The 19204-nt window shown below is 39.0% G+C and carries 19 protein-coding genes; 1 reads left to right on the top strand and 18 read right to left on the bottom strand.

Features of this window, described 5'->3' with window-relative positions:
* Positions 1-47 precede the first annotated feature (47 nt).
* The 10 genes from ADM90_RS23925 to ADM90_RS15815 form a co-directional block, all read right to left on the bottom strand.
* A protein-coding gene (locus tag ADM90_RS23925) for an IS3 family transposase (protein ID WP_235473614.1) occupies positions 48-1378 on the bottom strand; the annotation gives its coding sequence in 2 pieces (ribosomal slippage) (positions 48-994 and positions 994-1378; 1332 coding nt in all).
* 126 nt (positions 1379-1504) lie between these two features.
* Positions 1505-2977 (bottom strand): IPT/TIG domain-containing protein, encoded by a 1473-nt coding sequence (locus ADM90_RS15775; RefSeq protein ID WP_053995902.1) that lies wholly within the window; start codon positions 2975-2977, stop codon positions 1505-1507.
* An 8-nt stretch (positions 2978-2985) separates the two neighbouring features.
* Positions 2986-3456, bottom strand: a complete 471-nt coding sequence (locus ADM90_RS15780) for a hypothetical protein (RefSeq protein ID WP_053995903.1) — start codon at positions 3454-3456, stop codon at positions 2986-2988.
* A gap of 589 nt (positions 3457-4045) precedes the next feature.
* Positions 4046-4528: a hypothetical protein gene (locus ADM90_RS15785; protein ID WP_053995904.1), complete on the bottom strand. Its 483-nt coding sequence runs from the start codon at positions 4526-4528 to the stop codon at positions 4046-4048.
* Positions 4529-4553: 25 nt separating this feature from the next.
* Positions 4554-4934 carry a hypothetical protein gene (locus ADM90_RS15790; protein WP_235473617.1) on the bottom strand — a complete coding sequence of 127 codons (381 nt, stop codon included), beginning with the start codon at positions 4932-4934 and terminating at the stop codon, positions 4554-4556.
* A gap of 183 nt (positions 4935-5117) precedes the next feature.
* Positions 5118-5642, bottom strand: a complete 525-nt coding sequence (locus ADM90_RS15795; protein ID WP_053995905.1) for a hypothetical protein — start codon at positions 5640-5642, stop codon at positions 5118-5120.
* A 316-nt stretch (positions 5643-5958) separates the two neighbouring features.
* Entirely contained in the window at positions 5959-7509 is a 1551-nt protein-coding gene (locus ADM90_RS15800; protein WP_053995906.1) for a hydantoinase/oxoprolinase N-terminal domain-containing protein, read from the bottom strand.
* Positions 7502-8605: a DUF917 domain-containing protein gene (locus ADM90_RS15805; protein WP_053995907.1), complete on the bottom strand. Its 1104-nt coding sequence runs from the start codon at positions 8603-8605 to the stop codon at positions 7502-7504. The genes ADM90_RS15800 and ADM90_RS15805 overlap by 8 nt, the downstream gene beginning before the upstream one ends.
* On the bottom strand, positions 8602-9870 hold the full coding sequence (locus tag ADM90_RS15810; protein WP_053995908.1) for a cytosine permease: 1269 nt from the start codon (positions 9868-9870) through the stop codon (positions 8602-8604). Before ADM90_RS15810 ends, ADM90_RS15805 begins: the two co-directional genes overlap by 4 nt.
* 121 nt (positions 9871-9991) lie before the next feature.
* Positions 9992-11641 carry a PucR family transcriptional regulator gene (locus ADM90_RS15815; protein ID WP_235473619.1) on the bottom strand — a complete coding sequence of 550 codons (1650 nt, stop codon included), beginning with the start codon at positions 11639-11641 and terminating at the stop codon, positions 9992-9994.
* Positions 11642-11724: 83 nt separating this feature from the next.
* Here ADM90_RS15815 and ADM90_RS15820 point away from each other — a divergent pair, with 83 nt between their 5' ends.
* A complete protein-coding gene (locus ADM90_RS15820) occupies positions 11725-12558 on the top strand; it encodes a pentapeptide repeat-containing protein (RefSeq protein WP_053995909.1) in 834 nt (277 codons plus the stop codon).
* Between the two features lie 27 nt (positions 12559-12585).
* Here the strand turns inward: ADM90_RS15820 and ADM90_RS15825 are convergent, their stop codons facing one another.
* From ADM90_RS15825 to ADM90_RS25180, 8 genes are all read right to left on the bottom strand, one after another.
* Positions 12586-14304 carry an FTR1 family iron permease gene (locus tag ADM90_RS15825; RefSeq protein WP_053995910.1) on the bottom strand — a complete coding sequence of 573 codons (1719 nt, stop codon included), beginning with the start codon at positions 14302-14304 and terminating at the stop codon, positions 12586-12588.
* Positions 14279-15538 (bottom strand): iron uptake transporter deferrochelatase/peroxidase subunit, encoded by a 1260-nt coding sequence (efeB, locus tag ADM90_RS15830; protein WP_053995911.1) that lies wholly within the window; start codon positions 15536-15538, stop codon positions 14279-14281. The genes ADM90_RS15825 and efeB overlap by 26 nt, the downstream gene beginning before the upstream one ends.
* 6 nt (positions 15539-15544) lie before the next feature.
* On the bottom strand, positions 15545-16414 hold the full coding sequence (gene efeO, locus ADM90_RS15835; protein ID WP_053995912.1) for an iron uptake system protein EfeO: 870 nt from the start codon (positions 16412-16414) through the stop codon (positions 15545-15547).
* A gap of 163 nt (positions 16415-16577) precedes the next feature.
* Positions 16578-17777 carry an MFS transporter gene (locus ADM90_RS15840; protein WP_053995913.1) on the bottom strand — a complete coding sequence of 400 codons (1200 nt, stop codon included), beginning with the start codon at positions 17775-17777 and terminating at the stop codon, positions 16578-16580.
* Between the two features lie 11 nt (positions 17778-17788).
* Positions 17789-18208 (bottom strand): MarR family winged helix-turn-helix transcriptional regulator, encoded by a 420-nt coding sequence (locus tag ADM90_RS15845; protein WP_053995914.1) that lies wholly within the window; start codon positions 18206-18208, stop codon positions 17789-17791.
* 127 nt (positions 18209-18335) lie between these two features.
* Positions 18336-18560: a hypothetical protein gene (locus ADM90_RS25170; protein WP_053995915.1), complete on the bottom strand. Its 225-nt coding sequence runs from the start codon at positions 18558-18560 to the stop codon at positions 18336-18338.
* Between the two features lie 3 nt (positions 18561-18563).
* Positions 18564-18857: a hypothetical protein gene (locus ADM90_RS25175; RefSeq protein WP_235473622.1), complete on the bottom strand. Its 294-nt coding sequence runs from the start codon at positions 18855-18857 to the stop codon at positions 18564-18566.
* Positions 18858-18973: 116 nt separating this feature from the next.
* Complete coding sequence (locus ADM90_RS25180; protein ID WP_235473625.1) at positions 18974-19198, bottom strand: NERD domain-containing protein; 225 nt, start codon at positions 19196-19198, stop codon at positions 18974-18976.
* Between the last annotated feature and the right edge of the window lie 6 nt (positions 19199-19204).

Genomic DNA, 19204 nt, shown 5'->3' on the forward strand with positions numbered 1-19204 from the left:
ATGGGAAATTAAAGTGTACCCTTTGTAAAGGACATTTTGAAAAAGAGCTAGGCAACTTGTTGAAGTTGCTGTCTGTATTTTGCAGGCGGCAGCTTCTTTAAGTTCCATTGCCCACGATAATGATTGTAGTACGTCATATAATTTTTAATTTCTCGTTTTACTTCTTCTAGCGTTTCACACGCTTTGATGTTTGTTTCATCTTTAAAATGCCCAAAGAAAGATTCTTGTGGCGCGTTATCCCAACAATTTCCTCGACGTGACATGGACTGTCCTAAGCCCATTTTCTTCACCAATGCTTGGTAAATCGGGCTTGTATAATGAAATCCTTGATCGGAATGGATAAAGGCATCTTCTGCTAAATGTGCATGTTTTTTTAATTGCTTCAATGTGGTCAGAGCGATGTCCAGGTGTAAAGAAGGCGACACCTCATATGCTAGAATTTCGTTCGTCTCAGCGTCTTTAATCGTTGATAAATAAGCACGCTTGCCGTTTTTATATGTTAAATACGTGATATCTGTTAATAACACTTTCCCTGCTACACCTTGTTTAAAGTTGCGTTGTAGTTCGTTCGCGCAAGTGCGATGTTCTTTCGTCGCTTTCGCCATACGTCGGGCTGGATTGGCCTTGCGAATCGGACAAATGATGTCGAACTTCTTCATAATGCGGCGAATTCGCTTTAAGTTATAGGTAATCCCATATTGATTTTGGAGCGTCATTTTAATTTGGCGTGCCCCTTTTTTACGTCCACGGAAGTGATACGCCTTTAAAATAATGGCTTTCACTACTTCATCTGCTTCATCTTGGTTTGCACGATTTTGCGCTGATTTTTCGTTAAAATAATTGTAGAACCCTGAACGAGATACGCCCATTACTTCACATAAATAGCTCACCATGCGCTTTAATTTATACTTTTGAAGTGTCTGTTCAATTAATTCGAATTTTAGTTTCGCTTCGATTGTGATTTCTTCTTCAACATCTGCCTTTCGAGTAGATCGAGCTTTTTTAGACATTCATTTTCTGCACGTAATAGCTGGTTTTTGGCTTCTAAGCGGGCAATCTTTTCCTCCAAACTTCCCTCTTTTTGTGAGGGACGTCCCGAATTTGTCTTTCGTGTATCTTGTAAGCCTTCCACACCGGTTTGTCGATAAACTGCACGCCAACGTTTTCCGGCAGAGCTAATTCGTTGTAAACCAATTAATTCTACATTTAGACCTGCCTCTTCGAAAATTTCTCTTGGTAATTTTCCTTTGTCATTTTCAGCGATGAAATGACGTTTGAATTCATCTGTATACGTAATCGCTTTCTCGCTAACTGCTTGTACATTTGGATTACGTTTTAGCTGTTTCTGTTCTTCTTTTGTAAATAATTGTTTGGTCATCTCTCATCCGCTCCAACATCTTTTTTCTCATTATAAAGAAAAATACCCTATACGATAGTCTTTTTTCAAAGTGTCTATCGTATAGGGTACATTTTAAATTTACTTTCCTATCAGCCTTTCTTCATTTTATTCCGTTACTTCAAAATACATACGCAATGCAGGGATACCTGTTCCAGGATGATCATCGCGATATGTTAATTGTGGGTTTAAATATAGATTGGGTTGAATTTGCTGCCCTTTATAGATGGAAGGGTAAATGTCAATGGCGCGATGGCCTGTATCACCCGTTGCCACTAAAGGAAGCTTAATCGTTCCTTGACTATTAAATCCGCAAATATACCCAACATATGAATTGTCATATGTTACGGCTAAAGCATTGTCAAATTCAGTCCAGCCTGAGCCTTTAATTTCTACAACAAATTTCGTACCAACAGGACCAGAGGATGGTGTAATCGACACAATGGATGGTAAAATGCGAAGCGCTGTTTGCCCATACACCTCATCCTTTACTTTCACATCAATTAGATGAGGTAGTCCGCCTAGATCATCAGGAATAGCAAATGTGTATGTTAAGCTTCCCTCTGCATCTGTCTTTAAACTTTTCTCCAATGTGTTGACTTTTTCACCATAGCCGGCAGCGGATACACGGTTACCAACCATCGTATGCCAATCTATTGATACATTTTCGTTTTTTGGTAGCCCATTAGCAGTTAATGTGACTTCTTCTCCAACGATACCTTCCTCTTTATTTAATGAAACCGTAACTCCCTTTTTATTTTTTGGTGGATCTAATTCAATACCCCCACCTGCTGCAGTAGGCGCTTCCTCCACATAGCTCTCAACGGTAATTGGCTGTTCATTTGTTACATTAAATGTAAAATTTTCTGTATGGATATAATTAATGGCTGATTCTGAGCGATTTAAATAAGGCGAGCCAGATGAGCCACTTTCAATTGTAATCGAATGATCGCCTTTATTGCCTGTAGCACGAATGACAGCGGTAGCCGAGCCTTTTGTCGAAACGCCTGTAATCATCCCTGTATATTTATTATCATAATTCAGGTGCCATAAGCTACCATACATTTTCCAGCTTAAGCCTTCACCTTTAATGGTAATTTCTGTTCCAATAGGGCCAGATTCAGGACTCATCGTAAAGACTGTTTCCACAAAGTAATTTGCTTTTGCTACAACTGTATCTTTTTGGTGAATTAAAATATCATGGTCATCACCAAAGCCTTGCGGAATTGTAATGGTGCCTTCCCATTTTCCATTGCTATCTGCTTGTGCCGTTAAAAGCTCTTGATCATTTGGCTCATATGTAGTACCGATAAAGGAGTAATTTTCCTCCATCTCATATTTGCCGATCATATCCGTCCAAACAACTGTTAACGGCTCATTCGGCATTAATGACTCCGCGGTAAGCTTTACTTCATCACCAATACGACCTTTATCTGCACTAAGATTTAATGTACCCTGTAATGCAACCTCTTTTTGCTGGGTGTCCTTTTTATCGCCAGTACTTTTCTCCTCTTTATCACTACAGCCGACTAGCAACAGCAGTAGCAATGCTGAAAATACAATCGTATACCTTTTCATCATAGGCTTACTCACTGTGCAGAACTTGCAATAATTGTTAATTTAGAAGGCGCTACATTAAATGGCTCATAAGAATATTCCTTGCCATCAACTTCAGCAACATATTTATAATCTAATGTACCAGTAGGGAAATCTTCTGGAATTGTCCAGCCAACTGTATAAAGCTCTGTTGCTTCCTCACCGTGTGGTCCTCGTGCCATTTCCATTTCTTCCCCATTACCTAACACAACTTTCACTTTCGCGTCACCAATAGCCTCATTTGTTTTTAAATCGGTTACATTAGCACGGAATACAAGACGATGTCCTTGCTCAAAGCGACTATTTACAATACAAACTGCATCTTCAACAAGATGAGAGTTAATTGTATCACCTGTAACAGCGATATAGCTCACCTCTTCCTCCTCTGTAGCTGAACAGCCAACTAACAATGCTGCTGCCATAACAGAACTGCCAATAAAAGTAAAAATACGCTTTCTAAACATTGGAAATTCCTCCCTTTTAAAATATTATTTATCTATTTTGTATGTCTTTGATGAGCAAAATGGTAAATAGGATACAATTCAATTATCCTACTTTTCAGAATAATAAGTCAATGGAATTTTAGAATATTATAGCGAAGAAAGTAATTTGATGACGAATGAAGGGTGATGCTGAATTAATAAGAAGTTTTATAATCAATCTATGTTGAGCTTTGAATGTAAATGATACAAGCCACTCTATTATTTTTTCAAAATCAAAAAACAATCATTACTATGAATGGGAAAATAGGCGCAAAACCAATATTTTGCCAAGCATTATTTGCTTCCAAAATAAAATACAAGGGGTAGGGATGTTAGTGTACTGCTCAGCCTCTATACTCCTGAACGCTTAACGATTGTCCATAATAAAGGAAAAAAGTGCAATAACAACGGAAAAGCTCTAACATAAGAGCATTCCTATTCCACCCTCAGTATCTAACGCAAACAATTGGCTATGCTCAAATAAAGTAGCGATGTTTTAGGCTCCCAAAGCTAAATTGGATGACTTTCCATTTACTATTCTTGATACTAAAATCACAATAAAATGCCTGCTTTACTTTTCGAATTGCTGTAAAATATGCAGTATTCTCGTTTTTGCAGCATAGCCTACTAAATTTCCGTATTGACGGTCTTTGGCTGCACGTGCCCCAAACTCAGCAATCCAATCTCGTCGTCCAGATTTATCTGCCTCTGTTTCATACATAGTAAAATTAGCCGAAACATACACGGGAGCATGTTGTTTGATATAATTAGTAGCCTTTTCATAATCAAATGTTAAGGTTACCACTTCCTTAAACGTAATTTCACCAGCTTTATAAAGCCTTGTTGCGACTTCCTTCACCTCATCAAATGTGGCATTTTGCATATTATATGTTTGTGCAAGTTCTTCCCAAATATTTGTAACAATAGATTGTGAATCGTTTATTTTTGGTACTGTAAATAAAGTGATTTGAGCCTCTGCCTTCCCACGATTACTTACTTGATTCCAAGAATTGAGCTGTGTAGAACCAATTGCCCCTATCATCTTGTTATCCATCCCTTCATCCTATATTTAATCATCCTTAAATTGCCCTTGTATACGCATTAATCGTTGAATTAAACATGTTTTGCCTAAATAACTTAGCATGTTTAGGATTTCCTAACCCCTGACGTAAATCCATCATGCCTAGCTCACCCATTCTATTCAGTAACGGAACTAGCCAACTCTCACTTGACGTCCCATTTAACATATGTATTTGACCAGATGATAATTTGGAAACTTTACTTGCATCAATCGGTTCAGTGACATTTTTTAGCGCATCCATAAATCCTTTCATATCATTTCTATACCCGATGACTTTCCCATTTTCATCTTTTATATCTACCTTAAATCCCTTGTATCCATATGCACCTCTAAGCATAAATAACTGCATACTAACAGCTAGTTCCCTAGTCATTTCCATCAACATTCTCCTCCTTTCACACCATCTATCATTTTGTTACTGTAAACTATGAAAATTATTTTTTCCTTTTCTTATATTTAGTATCGGCTCCCTCCATCAAATCTAAAGTAAATAACCAATAATGAAAATCAATATATATTATGGGATATATAGGAATATAATCCTTGATATATAGAAAACATACTAATCATATATCCCCCATTCAAACAAAAAATAATGATTATCAGATTGCCCAAATATGTAATCATATGTATAGCCCTTTTTTAATTGAATAGCTTCAATGTGATTCAATCTAGTGAAAAGCTCTTTAACAATTGATTCTGTTACATCCAGATAGGCTAATTCATTTTTAAATCTCCATCTAAACTCATCTTTGTTTACTAACTCAAGACAAATATATTTTTTGGGATAATATTCATTAATCCAGCCATCTGCTAACGCTTTTATCCATTGTTCATCTGAAGGGTCTGGATCATCATTTATATCCCATTCCTCTCCATCGAATAGTTCTTTTTTAAATATTGCAGAAAATGCCTCTTGAATATGATCAAATTGACTTTTTTCCGCAAATATTAAATCCACTTGCATTACGTATTTATCTCTGAATTCATATACATCAAAAGATAAATTTGATAACCTTACATTTGCAATTTGTCTAGCAAATGAATTGTGATCATCAAGCAACTTTTGAATTTCCTTATTAATCATATAATTTCCATTCCTTTATTCTACTTTTCTTCCATTAAAACAATAGTATAACAAACCATATTATTTAGATAACGATTCTCCTTTCATCATTGTATATAAAATTTGCTTATATTTTTAGATATTCACTAATTAATGGCTCTACTTACGTCTTCACAAGTATTAATTTGTAGAATTAAAAAAAGACCAGCCTCAAAATTAATTGAGTACCGGTCTTGGCTTTATACTTACTTTAATATATTTATCATAGAAGCGCTTGAGCAAGGTTACCATCTGCTCACATGTTCATGACTCACTAAAAAAATTCATACTTTTCCCATTACACCATATGCCCTACTACCTTTACTTTTAAGCGTGTGGCATTTTCTGGATGATAGGCAAGTGGCGTTTCCTCTACCTCTACAAGCTCAATTGACTTCTCTATTGCACCTGCTAAGACAGCTTGTTTAACGGCTTTGCCTTGGGCATCCTTTAAAGAATCCTCACGAGACTCTCTTGCGTAAATATAAATTTGCTCGTATTGACCGCTAATTTGAGCAATGGATGCACCAATGGCATTAGCTACACCGCCATATTCCGATTTTACAATATGGGAAACGCCTCGAATTTTTTCAGGCACAATCACAGCGCCACCGCCGACTAACACCAGTGACACATCCTCTGAGGAGGTTTTCATTTTATCAATAGCCTGCTCCAGTAAAGCAGCAATTTCCTTTTGTACATCCTTCGCAAAGGCTTCATCAATATGTGCTACTAATTGAGGATCACCAACGTCTGCCAAGCCTAGACGTACAGCTATATCTGTTGTTGTTAATGTGGAGCCGCCGAAAACAAGTGCCTCCTCGTTAATGCGATAGCCAACACTATCTGGTCCTACCGTAATGTTATCATTCTGTACACGTACAATACTGCCACCACCAAGACCAACCGAAATAATATCAGGCATTCTAAAGTTTGTACGAATATCCCCTACCTCCACGGCAACAGAGGACTCTCGTGGAAAGCCATCCTGTAATACACCAATATCGGACGTTGTGCCACCAACATCTAACACCATTGTATTTTGAATTTGGGATAAATACGACGCACCACGTATACTATTTGTTGGACCACAGGCAATTGTTAAAATCGGGAATTGCTTGGCATAATCAATGGACATTAATGTGCCATCATTTTGACAGAGGTAGACCTCTACATTTGAAATTCCCTCCGCTTGTAGTGCTTGCACAAAGCCCTGTGTCGTTGTATCAATTACCTTACACAAAGCAGCATTTAAAATTGTTGCATTTTCACGCTCAATTAAGCCAACAGAGCCAATTAATGAAGAGCAGGAAATAGGAAAGTCCTTACCATATACCTCCTGTATCCATTGGCGAACCTGTAATTCTTGGTCATTTTTAATAGAAGAAAAGACACCCACAATCGCAATTGACTCTACTTGATCGTGCCATTCTGCTAATAGCTTTGTAATTTCCTCCTTATCAAGTCCACTTAATAATTGACCATCATATTCATAGCCACCATGTGCAATCGCATACTGCCCTGATAATGTATCAATCATATCCTTTGGCCATGCTGTATAAGGAAGGACAGAGGCCGTTGCTGGATAGCCCAGTCGAATTACACCAACCTTTGCTAACTTTTTACGCTCTACAATCGCATTTGTACATTGCGTTGTGCCTAGCATGGCATGGGTAATTTTTGTTTTATCAATATTTGCACCCCCTAGCAGCTCCTGCAATGCTTGCTCAATCCCTGATTTGATATCTAAGCTTGTTGGTGATTTTACACTGTAAATTAACTGACTATCACGGTCTAAAAGGATAGCATCCGTATTTGTTCCACCTACATCAATTCCAATTTTATACATGCTCTGCTTCCTCCTTTTTCACCATTTCCTCAATCGGCGTATACTCATAGTCATAACCAAAGTATCGTGGCCCTGCTGTTTCAATGCCCTTGGCTGTACGCCATTTTTTATGTGCTGGTAAGCCAATTACACGCACACGCTTGCCATATTTCAAGCTTTCGGTTGTGACAGGCTGTAATGTTTCAAAATCCACCAAGCAAATTAAATCTGGTGTCATCGCAATAACCTGCTCATTTTTCTCTGCAATTAAATTTTCATTTTGGAAATGAACCTTCATTTGGTCCGCTTTATACGTATCAATACCCTCTAGCACCATTTTTCCAAGATTAAAGCCACCCTTTGTTTCACGAATGACATCGACAATTTTTCCTTGGAATAGCTCGTATCCTTTTACAAGCGTTAGTAGGCTCTCTAGCTTATCATTTACTTCCTGATCTTTAGAGGCAATAATTTCACCAATTTGTTCAGATAGTGTAATAATATGATGCACACCACTTTGCTTAATTTGCGCCCCTGTTGTTGGATATAAGCTTACTAATGAGCTAGCCCCCATCTCAACAGTCGCTGAGCGTGCTATGCGCTCTGTCCATTTATTATCGATGGTTTCGAAAATACCAATATTACCTTTTTCATCTGTAATCGCCATTGGTGTTGCGGAAATGCCATCAAGATGAAAGGTTACCATTTGCAGCTCTGGAAATGCACGTCCCATGCCATCACAATCAATTAATGGTAAGCCTAGCTGTGCTGCCACAACAATCGGAATCATAGAATTGACGCCACCCGCCTCCATTGGATATGTGCCAGCAATTTTATCCTTGCCTAAGTATTGGGCAAGCTTTTGAAAAACTTTGACAAACTCATCGCCACGTGGGAATTTTTCAATTAGTACGGATGGTGCACCCATCATCGCTGCTGGAATAAAAAAGTCCTCATCTGCTACTTCATCCACTGAATATAATTTTACAGGACCATTTTTTTCGATAGCGGAAAGTGCCATCAGCTTGCCAATATACGGATCGCCACCTCCGCCCGTTCCTAGAAATGCTGCGCCAATCGCAATATGTTCAATAGCTGCTTGATCTAAATATCTCATTGCTGTTCCTCCAGTACGACCGTTTTTTGTGCGGATATACGATACCCAATATAGTAAAGAATAAATGAAATGATAATACCGATCATCGGATTATTTGGTAATGCTGGTAGTTCAGGGAATAAAGAGAAGAAAACAGGTAAGCAGGCTATCACTGCCCCTACAAGCCAAGAAAAGACGCCTAATCGATTCACACCCTCTACCTCATGCCAGCTCGTTTTATTGCCTTTATGAATCACCCAATATGAAGCAATCATTACCCCTGCAACAGGTGGAATCATCGCTGATAAAATCGACATAATTGGTGTAAAGTAATTTAAAATGCCGATAACCGCTAAGACAGTGCCAATTGTTCCCGCAACGCCAATTGCGATTTTTTCTTTATTTTTAGCAACATCAAAGACATTAATGAGCGCAATGCCTCCTGAAATCGCATTGACTAAGTTTGTTTTCCATGTTGCTAAAATTAAAGCAACACCACCAATAAACGGTGTAGCAATATGGAGAAATACAGCGGTTAAATCACTTGTTTGATAAGCAATTGTTAATACAGCACCTACGCCAATCATCAGCACACCAGCAGGAATAATCCCTAATGTAGCAGCTTTAAAAACATCTGATCGTTTTTTGGAAAATTGCGAATAATCACCTGCGATTACTGCCCCTAATGCAAAGGAGCCAATTGTTACAGCTAGGCCATCCATAAAGCTCATCGTGCCCTGTGGCTGATAGTTACGAATCAATTGTAGTTGATCACCTGTTAATGTTTGTACTAAACCATAGATACAAATAATTACTAAGATTGGTACAGCAATATAGCTTAAGATTCGTAGCACCTTCATCCCGTACATAGCGGATACAACCATAACTAGTCCGCTAATCAAAGATGCAAGTGGTACGGGTATCGTCAAATTGTAGGCTGCTAATAAATTGGCAAGGGCAACCCCACAAACATTTGCCTGAATCCCAAACCATCCTAAACAAGCAATACTTAAAATAATGGATAATATGGTACGAGAGCCTTTTTTGCCAAATACTTGTCCAGCAATATGAACGGTTGGCTTTGCTAAATCACTGCTTTGCATGCCCTGTAATACCATAATAAAGACCACAATGGCATAGCCGACAAACGCAACAGCAAGTGCCTTTGGTAAACTCATATTGGTAATAAGTGCGTTTCCTACTAATAAACTTGGTATACAAATCATGGCGCCAGCCCAAATAATTCCTAAGCTATACCAGGATTGAACGTTATTGTCGTTTTTCATGCGACTCCCTCCCTGTTGATGAATGTTTTTAATTATAAGAGAAAGCTATACTACACGTCTTTTGCCTAAATGAAAAAAATAATCTGAAATTTTGTTCAAAATGACAAAATTTCAGATTATTCTATCCATTAATTAAGCGATAAAGCATACAAGCCATATAAACATCATAAAATTCCGAGTAAGCTGTAATATCTGTCCCAAGCAGCTCACTAATTTTTTTAATACGATATTTCACCGTATTTTTATGAATATAGAGCAGCTCCGCACAGCGCTCTATACTGCCCTTTGCATCGAGTAAAAAGGCAATTAATGTTTGTAAAGAATCCGTATCATGCAAAATAGGCTCAATCACTGCTAAATATTCTTCAATGATTTCCTCACCCTGCTTACTTGCATCAATAGCTCGCTTCATTGAGCGAACTTCCGCAGCTGTAAATAATTTGCGCTTCGGATAAATTGTCTGCACTTTGTCGCCTACTTGATTGACCAATTGATACATTTGCCGCACTGTTTTCGTGCTTTTCATATTTGGCGCATAGACAATTTCGGCAAGCTGGGCATCATACATCGTTGTTTCGCTATATTCCACCGCAATATCAAACTCATGATGCTTATACAAACAATTGCCTAATAGCACAATGATACAATGGTCAATGCATTGAATCACCCTTGTTTGATAGTAGGTGGAAAGCTGCCCCTCTAATTCCTCTCGAATGCTTTTTTCATCTGCAAAATCGTGAATATAGACAAGCCACATCATTTGAATGGCAGAGACCTCAATATGAAGGAGGTTTGCCAATCTTCGCATTTTTTCACTTTCATCATTAATAATTGCCTTCATAAGGGCATATTCACTAACCTCATCATGCTTATCTCCCCATAAATTAATGGCTACTTGGACAACCTCACTAACCTTTTCCATTGTTTTGGCAGGTAGCTTGGTATTTTCCTTAATTAAAAATAAAAAGAGTGGCTCTCCATTTTTTTGGTGTACACGTTTATATTCCACAACACAAGAAACATCCCTTTTTTCCAAGGTCAACTTGCCCGCCTCTCGGTGCGTATGTGTTTCAGCACATGTAGCAATAACATCTACAACATTCAATGTGGAATTTCTAGGCCACATTACTTGGTTCATAATGTCAAAATGGCTAGTTGTCAGCACAATATTGACCTTTAATCGATCCGATAGCATTTTTAGCGTAATTTCCACACTTCTTAAATGCTCTGGCAGCAAGGATACCTTTTCTAATGTTTCCTGAACAAAATGATCATTGACACCCTCATTGTTGACAATTGCCTCCATCACCTCATAAATGACCTCATTATAGCGTAAGGAGTAATCGTTTCTTGGCATACAAATAATAATAAAGCCCTGCTCCTCTGCTAAAGCAAGAACCTCCTCCGGAATATCAGGCAAAATTATCCCAACATAATATAAAATAAGACCTAGCTCCCCTAGATCATGCAAATGCTGAATCGTTTCACATTGCTTCTCCACACTGTCGCGAATGGAATAAAACGAGCTAATGACAAGCTCCTCTGCATACCATTCCTCCTGCACACGATTAATAATTTTAGAATAAAAGTCAACATTTGATACTTCTAGTACGGACAAAGAAGATACCGTGCGCTGTAAATTATTCTTACCTGTTAACACCTCTGCTCCCCGAAAGGATGGTAATTGTAGTAATTCATTGACCGTTACCCCATGTGTCATCACCGACTTTTCCATCATTCTTGTGAAGAAGAATACCATATTCTCTAGCATCTTTCAAAACATCTATCGTTCACCTTCCAGCCTGTTAGTGATAAAATAATTATGAAGTTTATAGGATAAGAGAGGGAATAAGGATGCCTCATCATACATCAATGAGCATAAAAATTCGCGAGAGCTTACAGGCAGATTGTCAAAGCTGCTTTGGTTTGTGCTGTACTGCTTTAAATATTGTAGCTTCCAGTGATTTTGCCGTTAATAAACCAGCAGGGAAGCCATGTCCAAATTTACAGGAGGACTATCGTTGCCGTATTCATAACAAGCTAAGAGATACAGGCTTTAAAGGCTGTACAGTTTTTGACTGCTTAGGAGCAGGGCAGCACGTTTCACAAATTACATTTAAAGGGCAAGATTGGCGACAATCGCAAGAACACGCTGATAGGATGTTTCAGGTTTTCCCTATTATGGAGCAGCTCTATGAAATGATTGCCTATCTAGCAGAGGCTTTATCCTATAAAGTGAACAATACGCTTTATAAACAGCTCCTAACTCAATTGGAACAGCTTCAACAAATAACGGAATGCGATGCTGATGCCCTATTAGCGTTGGATATTATCACCATTCGAATGCCTGTTAACACATTACTACTCAAAACAAGCGAGCAAATTCGCCTAAAAGGGAAGCCCTCTAAAAAGTTAAATCAGCGTGGTGCTGATTGGATGGGCAAAAATTTACAGGGCAAGGATTTACGAGCTATTGACCTAAGAGGTAGCTATTTAATTGCAGCCAATCTACAACATGCCGATTTACGAGAGGTGGATTTTATTGGGGCTGATTTACGAGATGCTAATTTATGTGGAGCTGATTTATCTACTAGTATGTTTTTAACACAAATGCAAATCAATGCTGCACAAGGGGATCATTCTACGAAATTACCTTCCTATCTAAAGCGCCCAGCACACTGGCATTGAAAAAAGGCAGATGGCAATTGACACCATCTACCTTTTTTGTCTCTTTTTATAGAGCATCGTAGCCGCAACCAACACGAGCAAAATAACCTGACCAATTATCGTTTCTACAGTTGGATAGAAGCCAATCCAGCTAATTACAGGCAAGCCGTCAACAATCGTTGTGGACAGATTATCTGTAAGCTGCAAGGTATGCAGACTAACGCCAATAATTTTAAAGGCTAATGCATAAATAAACACCGTTGCAACTGCGAAAAATTTATGAATCGGAATTTTGCCACTTGCTTTCCATAAGACAAGTGCCAGCACCACAAGAATCAGCAGTGCCACAACAATGCCAAGGATAAATTGGGACGTCTCCATTTTCGGTGCAATCCCCGCATAAAAGACCAATGTTTCCGCACCTTCACGGAAGACCGATAAAAAACTAATCATTGCCATCGCAAAAACAGAACCGCTAGAAATAGCATTGCCCATTTGCTTGGAAATATAGCGATTCCAGCTTGCTACACTTGATTTACTATGCAGCCAAATACCCACGCCAATCATCATCGCTGCCGCCAATAAACCAACATAGCCCTCCATTAATTCCCGATTTGTATCAATTGTTGCTGAATTCAAAATGGTAGACATCAGAACCGCTGCCACTGCAGATAGCAACACACCAACAAATGCGCCAACATAAATCCATTTGCGCATCTTGCTTTGTCCTGATTTCTCTAAGAAGGACACTAATGCCAAAATAATTAGCAGTGCTTCTAATCCCTCACGTAGTAGGATTAGTGCAGCATCCCAAAAGGTATAATCCGAATCACCTTGAATCAATTCAATCTCTGTACGAAAATTGGCTAATTTTTTCGTAATCGCCTCTTGATCGACAGATGATTTTAGTAAATCACTAACAATAATCGGCATATCACTTTCAATTTTCGTATAAAGACTACCATTACGTGTTGAGATTTCAATTTCAACGCTTGGCCAAATTTTAATAAAGTCACGGATTTTATCAGATGCCTTTTTATAGTCACCCGCCTCAACAAAGTCCATTGCTTCATTGATATATGTAATCAATGTCGCTAATGAATAGTCTCCCTCTACTGCTTCTGCTGTTTCTTTTCCTGCCACAAAGTCCTCGATGGTTTGCTGTAAATCTGCAAATTGTGCTTGCATCAGCGCTATATCAGGCTCCTCAGCGGAAATAGAGATACGCAGAAATGCCATTTGCGTTTCAATTTGTCCGTACATGGCAATACTTTGCTCACGCACTGGTCGCTCATTTTTATTCCATTTAATATTAAAATCTTTGTAGGCTTCATCAATGGCCTGCATGTCACCACTTGCTAAAGCTTTTTCAAAATCTGCCATCATCGGCTTAAACTTTTGTCCAAACTCTGCTCGCTGGGCTGCTTCATCTACTGGATTTTCAAGCTTTTCTAAGGCACGTAATGCATTCGACAGTGCCGATAGCGCCTCTAAACGCTCGTCTTTGGACGTTGCCTCAGTAGCATGTGCAAGGATTTCATCAACCTTTGCTTTTGCCTCTTTCTGTTCAGACGTAACCTTAGCCCAGTCCGCAGCAAATTGTTCAAGTGCCTGCTTGGCCTCTGCCTCTTTATCCTGCTTTGTATTCATCAGCGCATCACTAATCGCAATATATAAATGACTATAGGATTGTGTAGCTTGCACGGGTAATACCATAGCTAACAACAGGCAAACAATAATACTACAGCGCGTTAAAAAGTGCCTCACCTACATAACTCCCCTTTTGTACACCAGGGAAGCAGGCAAACACTGCACTGCCTCGATGGGTAATATATTCATTCATTTTATCCATACGTCCTAAGCTATTTTGGACGGCGATAAATTGAGCTGGGTCTTTTTGAAACGAGATAAATAGCAGTCCCGCATCATGGGCACCTGTATTTGACAGCACCCCTGATGCATAGGAATAAGAGCGTCGTAACATCCGTGCATCTGATTTACGCGCTAAGTGAACATGTGAAGTATCAGGTATAATATAGTCGCCTTTATCATCCTTCGCCTCTATATCAAAATCATCAAATTCATTTTCTTTACCAAGAGGTGCACCACTATCACGGTAGCGCCCAAATGTTGCCTCTTGATCCTTTAAAGATGTACGATCCCATGTTTCGAGATGCATTTGAATTTTTCGGGCAATTAAATAGGAGCCGTTTTTGAGCCAGCCCTTATCCACCCACACAGTTTTATGTAAGTCCTGCTCATCCGTTATAGCTGGGTTCACTGTGCCGTCCTTAAAAGCAAAAAGGTTACGAGGTGTTCCTCCTTCTGCTGGAAACGCATTAAAACCAGCCTGTGACCATTTAATCGCTACTTTACCAGACGCAGCGCGCACTAAATTACGCACAGCATGGAATGCCACCTGTGGATCATCTGCACAGGCCTGAATGCATAAATCACCGCCTGTCCATTCTTGCTGAAGCTGATCCTTCGGGAAATGCGGTAAATCCTTTAGCTCTGCTGGCTTAACATGCTGCATACCTAGCTTATCAAACAAGGACGGACCAGCCCCAATTGTTAGTGATAAATGGGCGGCATCTAAGCCCTTGGCCTCACCTGTATCCCCTGGTGGCACTCTTGTATTGGTAGTCATCTCCACCATTTGTTCACCATTCATTAAGCGCACCATCAACGGTGTCCATTGCTGAAACAATTGCTGCAATTCCTTTTGGGATGTCACTAACACATCCAGGGACGCAAAGTAAATATTAGTCTGGACAGGCGTTATAATACCAGTCTGATGCTTGCCATAAAAATCCACTTTATGCTTAGCTGTTGTGCTATCAGCAACAGGCTCAAAAATATTATAGCCCATTGCCTTCATCACCCCGCCGAAGCCCGAGGCACCAACAGCTACCCCTGCTACACCAACACCTGTTAGCTTCAACATATCACGTCTTGAGATTTTTTTATCAATCCATTTTTCATCATTTGACGTTGTCATGTATGCTCACTCCAAAATAATACCCATTTGACTTAATGGCTCTCCAAGCTGATTCACCGCTGCCGCAAGTGCTTTCGTGTTTTCCTCCGTTAATGCCTCATAGGATACATAACCACCATCAGCCGTTGTATGCTGTGCTAATAAATCGTCCACTGCTTTGAATTTTTCATCAAGCGTTGCCACTAATGTGGAATCTTTCGCTTCTAATTTTGAGCGTAAAATCTCAAAGATTTTTTCGGCGCCTTCAATATTCGCTTTAAAATCATAAAGGTCTGTATGAGAGTAAATTTCTTCCTCACCTGTAATTTTAGATGTTGATACTTCATTTAATAAATCTACTGCACCTGTAATCATTAAGTCAGGTGTCACTTCCACTGTTTGCACAAGTGCATGCAATTCCTTCGCATCTGCAAGAAGCTGATCTGCTACAGCTTCATAACCTTTTGTTGTATTTTCTTCCCATAGTGCATACTCAAGCTTATGGTAGCCTGACCATTCTTCCTCGCCTTTACCTTCTTCTTGGATATCTGCTAAACGTCCATCAATACGAGGGTCAAGATCACCAAAGCTTTCTGCGATTGGCTCTGAACGTTCAAAATACATACGCGCTGGCGCATACGCTGCTTTCGCCCCTTCAATATCGCCTGCCTTAAATAGATTCACGAATTTTTCTGTGTCCAGTAAAAATTGATCCATTTGCTCTAGCGCAAATTGTTGATAGGCTGATAGTTCAGTAGATAAATCCACCTCTTGTGTAGCTTGCTCTGCCTGTTCTGTTGCTGGCTTGTCCTCTTTTTTTACTTCCTCTGTATTGCCACAGCCAGCCATTAAAAGACCACCTGCCACTACCACAGATAACAATGCTTTATATTCCATACTTCCTACCTACTTTCCAGTTAATTTTATACTTCGAATGATAATGATTATCACAATTGATTACAAGCCTATTTTTAATTAAAAGAAAAAAACGTCATTTTTCAGTTGATCTTTACAAACAACTAGAAAAAAGACGTTTTTTCTACAATATAATGATTCTAATCTACAAAATTTTTGCTTGTTTCAAATTTTCATGCTTTCCGTGTAAGAAGTAATAGAGCACAATCGACACTAAAATAACAAAGACCATCGAAAAGAAAATCGAGCCATAGCCCATAGAAGGTACAAATAAGCCTAAGAAATAAGGCCCGACACCTAAGCCTAAATCATAAAAAATAAAATACGTAGATGTCGCAAGTCCTAAACGCTCATTTGGTGTTACTTTGATGGCAATTGCCTGTGCCACCGAGTTGAAGTTTCCATAGCCAATCCCGATACAAGCGGCAGCGATTAAAAAGGCAATCGTTGTTGTTGCTGAGCTAAAGGCATACATGCCAATTGCAAACAGCACTAAGCATGGATAGATAATGATATTCGCCCCTCTTGTATCAAGCAATTTCCCTGTAAATGGACGTGTAGCCAAAATGACAATGGCATAGATAATAAAGAAGTAGCTACCTGCTGCTACTAAATTTAGCTCCTTTGCATAAAACGTCATAAACGACATGACACCTGAATAAGCAAAGCCAATCACAAGTGCCACAAAGGCAATCGGTACGGCGCGCATTTCAATAAAGTTCGTCACTTTAAAGCCTGCCTTCACCGCTGTATCCTTCGCTTTTTTCGGCGCATCTGGCACGGTCACCATGAAATACATAAAGAAACAAATAATAGCTAAAACAGAATCAACTACAAAGATCATACGATAATCTTCAAACAGCTGTGTCAATAATATCCCGATAAATGGACCAATGGCTGTGGCTAAAATGGCGCTTAAGCTATAATAACCAATCCCTTCCCCACGACGATCAGCTGGTAAAATTTGTGCAATAATAGTACCTGTTGCTGTACTTGCAATCCCTAGCGCAATCCCCTGTACTAAACGATTGACCATCAGCAGCGGTAAATTGCCTGCTATAAAATAAGACATTGTTGATAACATAAATAATAATAGTCCACAAAATAATGTTTTTTTGCTACCCCAGTCTCCAATAATACGCCCTGTCCCAAGACGACCTAATAGTGTCCCGATAATAAAAATACTTGATACTAGCCCTGCTGTACTTGTAGAGGCATGAAAATGCTCCACCGCATATGCTGCTATCGTGACCATTAATAAATAAAAGATTAACGTAATGGTAAAATTAATAAGTGAGACAATTAAAAAATCCTTTGTCCATAGTTTCGTTCTGGTTGCTTCCACGTTACTCTCTCCTATTGATTGATATTCATACAAATTCTAGCTAAAACCTGTGTCGCAATGTCAATATCTTGCTTGGGCACACCTGCTAGTGCCTGCTCAAAAAACGATTTTAGCTGTAATTGAATTTTCTGCACAAGCTCCTCCCCATAGGGCGATAAGTGCACAAGCTTTTCACGCTTATCCTTGCCTGTCGTTGTTTCTACATAGCCTAGCTCTATCAATTTATGAACAAGCTTTGTAACACTTGGCTTCTCAATCGTCATAAAATTAGCAATTTCTACAAAAGAATGTGGTCCTTTATCGTTTAAGAAACGAAGCACTGCCCATTGCGAGCTATATAACTGATATGGTTCAAGCTGAATATTCAGCTGCTTAATAAATGGTCTGTACATTAAACGGTACTGATTGAAAAAATCCTGTTCAATCGTCAACAATATCACTTCCTTTTAAATTAGTTAGCCTAACTAACTATATACCCCGAATTCACATTTGTCTAGTAAGAAATTAGAAAATATGTACTATAATCATATTAGACCGCTTAAATTGGTAGCTTTTCCTTTAAGGTATAATCCAATATTTTCGATGTCTTTTAGTGCCCTCTGCTTTTAAGGGCAGTTGCTGCAAAAATTTATACGCTCTATTTGGAGAATCAATAGCAAAAAACTCGCAAAAGCTTTTATTGGTCAGCATAGATCCAACTAATAAATGATAATCCTCTAATGTTCGATACAACGCATCGTAGGCAAATCCATTTTTTATAACGATAGCGCAAACATTGCCCATTGGCTACATAGCCCCCCCTTTATTATTTCTTGCAGCGGCACTTTCATTTCTTTTGTCACTTTTTGATGCATCGACAAAAGTAGCATAGCAAATCGAAACAGCTTCTTTGTATCCTTCTCCAACAGTGGATATTGCTGTAGTCATTTTTACATATGTGTTACGCAAGTCTGTAACATGAAAAATCGACTGCTCTCTAAAACTTTCTATTAAAATCCCGTTTTTCGATGCTACCACAACGGCATGTAGGACAGGCAAATCAAGGCACTCCTGCTGTAACAGCGATTTCATCCACGTCACATGCCGGGCAACCTGCTGAAACGGATCAGTCATACTTTCCTTTCACCACACCTTCTGCTGTTGTACGCGAAAATTGTGAAAATGCTGCATGATATGAAAGAATACCTGTTATATTTTTAATCTCTAAAATAAGGGCAGAGAAAAATAGTATCCATTTGATGGGTAGTGCCAAGGCGATTTATTGTCTGGAAGTTATGAAGAAAATAATGTGGGGAAGGTAACTCGATTTCTAGCCATTCCGCATCCACTCGCTGTTCGCCAGCAAAGCCTGCTTGGATACGCCGTAAGTACTCATCATAATTTTTATACTCGTGATAGCTACTAGGCAATCTTCGGATCATTGCTTC

Origin of the sequence: Lysinibacillus macroides, assembly GCF_001281525.1 — a bacterium.
Classification (GTDB): domain Bacteria; phylum Bacillota; class Bacilli; order Bacillales_A; family Planococcaceae; genus Lysinibacillus; species Lysinibacillus macroides.

Excerpts from the sequence above, each read along its gene's own strand:
- ADM90_RS15775 (WP_053995902.1), bottom strand. The coding sequence starts at position 2,977 with ATGATGAAAAGGTATACGATTGTATTTTCAGCATTGCTACTGCTGTTG.
- ADM90_RS15780 (WP_053995903.1), bottom strand. The coding sequence starts at position 3,456 with ATGTTTAGAAAGCGTATTTTTACTTTTATTGGCAGTTCTGTTATGGCA.
- ADM90_RS15785 (WP_053995904.1), bottom strand. The coding sequence starts at position 4,528 with ATGGATAACAAGATGATAGGGGCAATTGGTTCTACACAGCTCAATTCT.
- ADM90_RS15790 (WP_235473617.1), bottom strand. The coding sequence starts at position 4,934 with ATGGAAATGACTAGGGAACTAGCTGTTAGTATGCAGTTATTTATGCTT.
- ADM90_RS15795 (WP_053995905.1), bottom strand. The coding sequence starts at position 5,642 with ATGATTAATAAGGAAATTCAAAAGTTGCTTGATGATCACAATTCATTT.
- ADM90_RS15800 (WP_053995906.1), bottom strand. The coding sequence starts at position 7,509 with ATGTATAAAATTGGAATTGATGTAGGTGGAACAAATACGGATGCTATC.
- ADM90_RS15805 (WP_053995907.1), bottom strand. The coding sequence starts at position 8,605 with ATGAGATATTTAGATCAAGCAGCTATTGAACATATTGCGATTGGCGCA.
- ADM90_RS15810 (WP_053995908.1), bottom strand. The coding sequence starts at position 9,870 with ATGAAAAACGACAATAACGTTCAATCCTGGTATAGCTTAGGAATTATT.
- ADM90_RS15815 (WP_235473619.1), bottom strand. The coding sequence starts at position 11,641 with ATGCTAGAGAATATGGTATTCTTCTTCACAAGAATGATGGAAAAGTCG.
- ADM90_RS15820 (WP_053995909.1), top strand. The coding sequence starts at position 11,725 with ATGCCTCATCATACATCAATGAGCATAAAAATTCGCGAGAGCTTACAG.
- efeB (WP_053995911.1), bottom strand. The coding sequence starts at position 15,538 with ATGACAACGTCAAATGATGAAAAATGGATTGATAAAAAAATCTCAAGA.
- efeO (WP_053995912.1), bottom strand. The coding sequence starts at position 16,414 with ATGGAATATAAAGCATTGTTATCTGTGGTAGTGGCAGGTGGTCTTTTA.
- ADM90_RS25170 (WP_053995915.1), bottom strand. The coding sequence starts at position 18,560 with ATGGGCAATGTTTGCGCTATCGTTATAAAAAATGGATTTGCCTACGAT.
- ADM90_RS25180 (WP_235473625.1), bottom strand. The coding sequence starts at position 19,198 with ATGATCCGAAGATTGCCTAGTAGCTATCACGAGTATAAAAATTATGAT.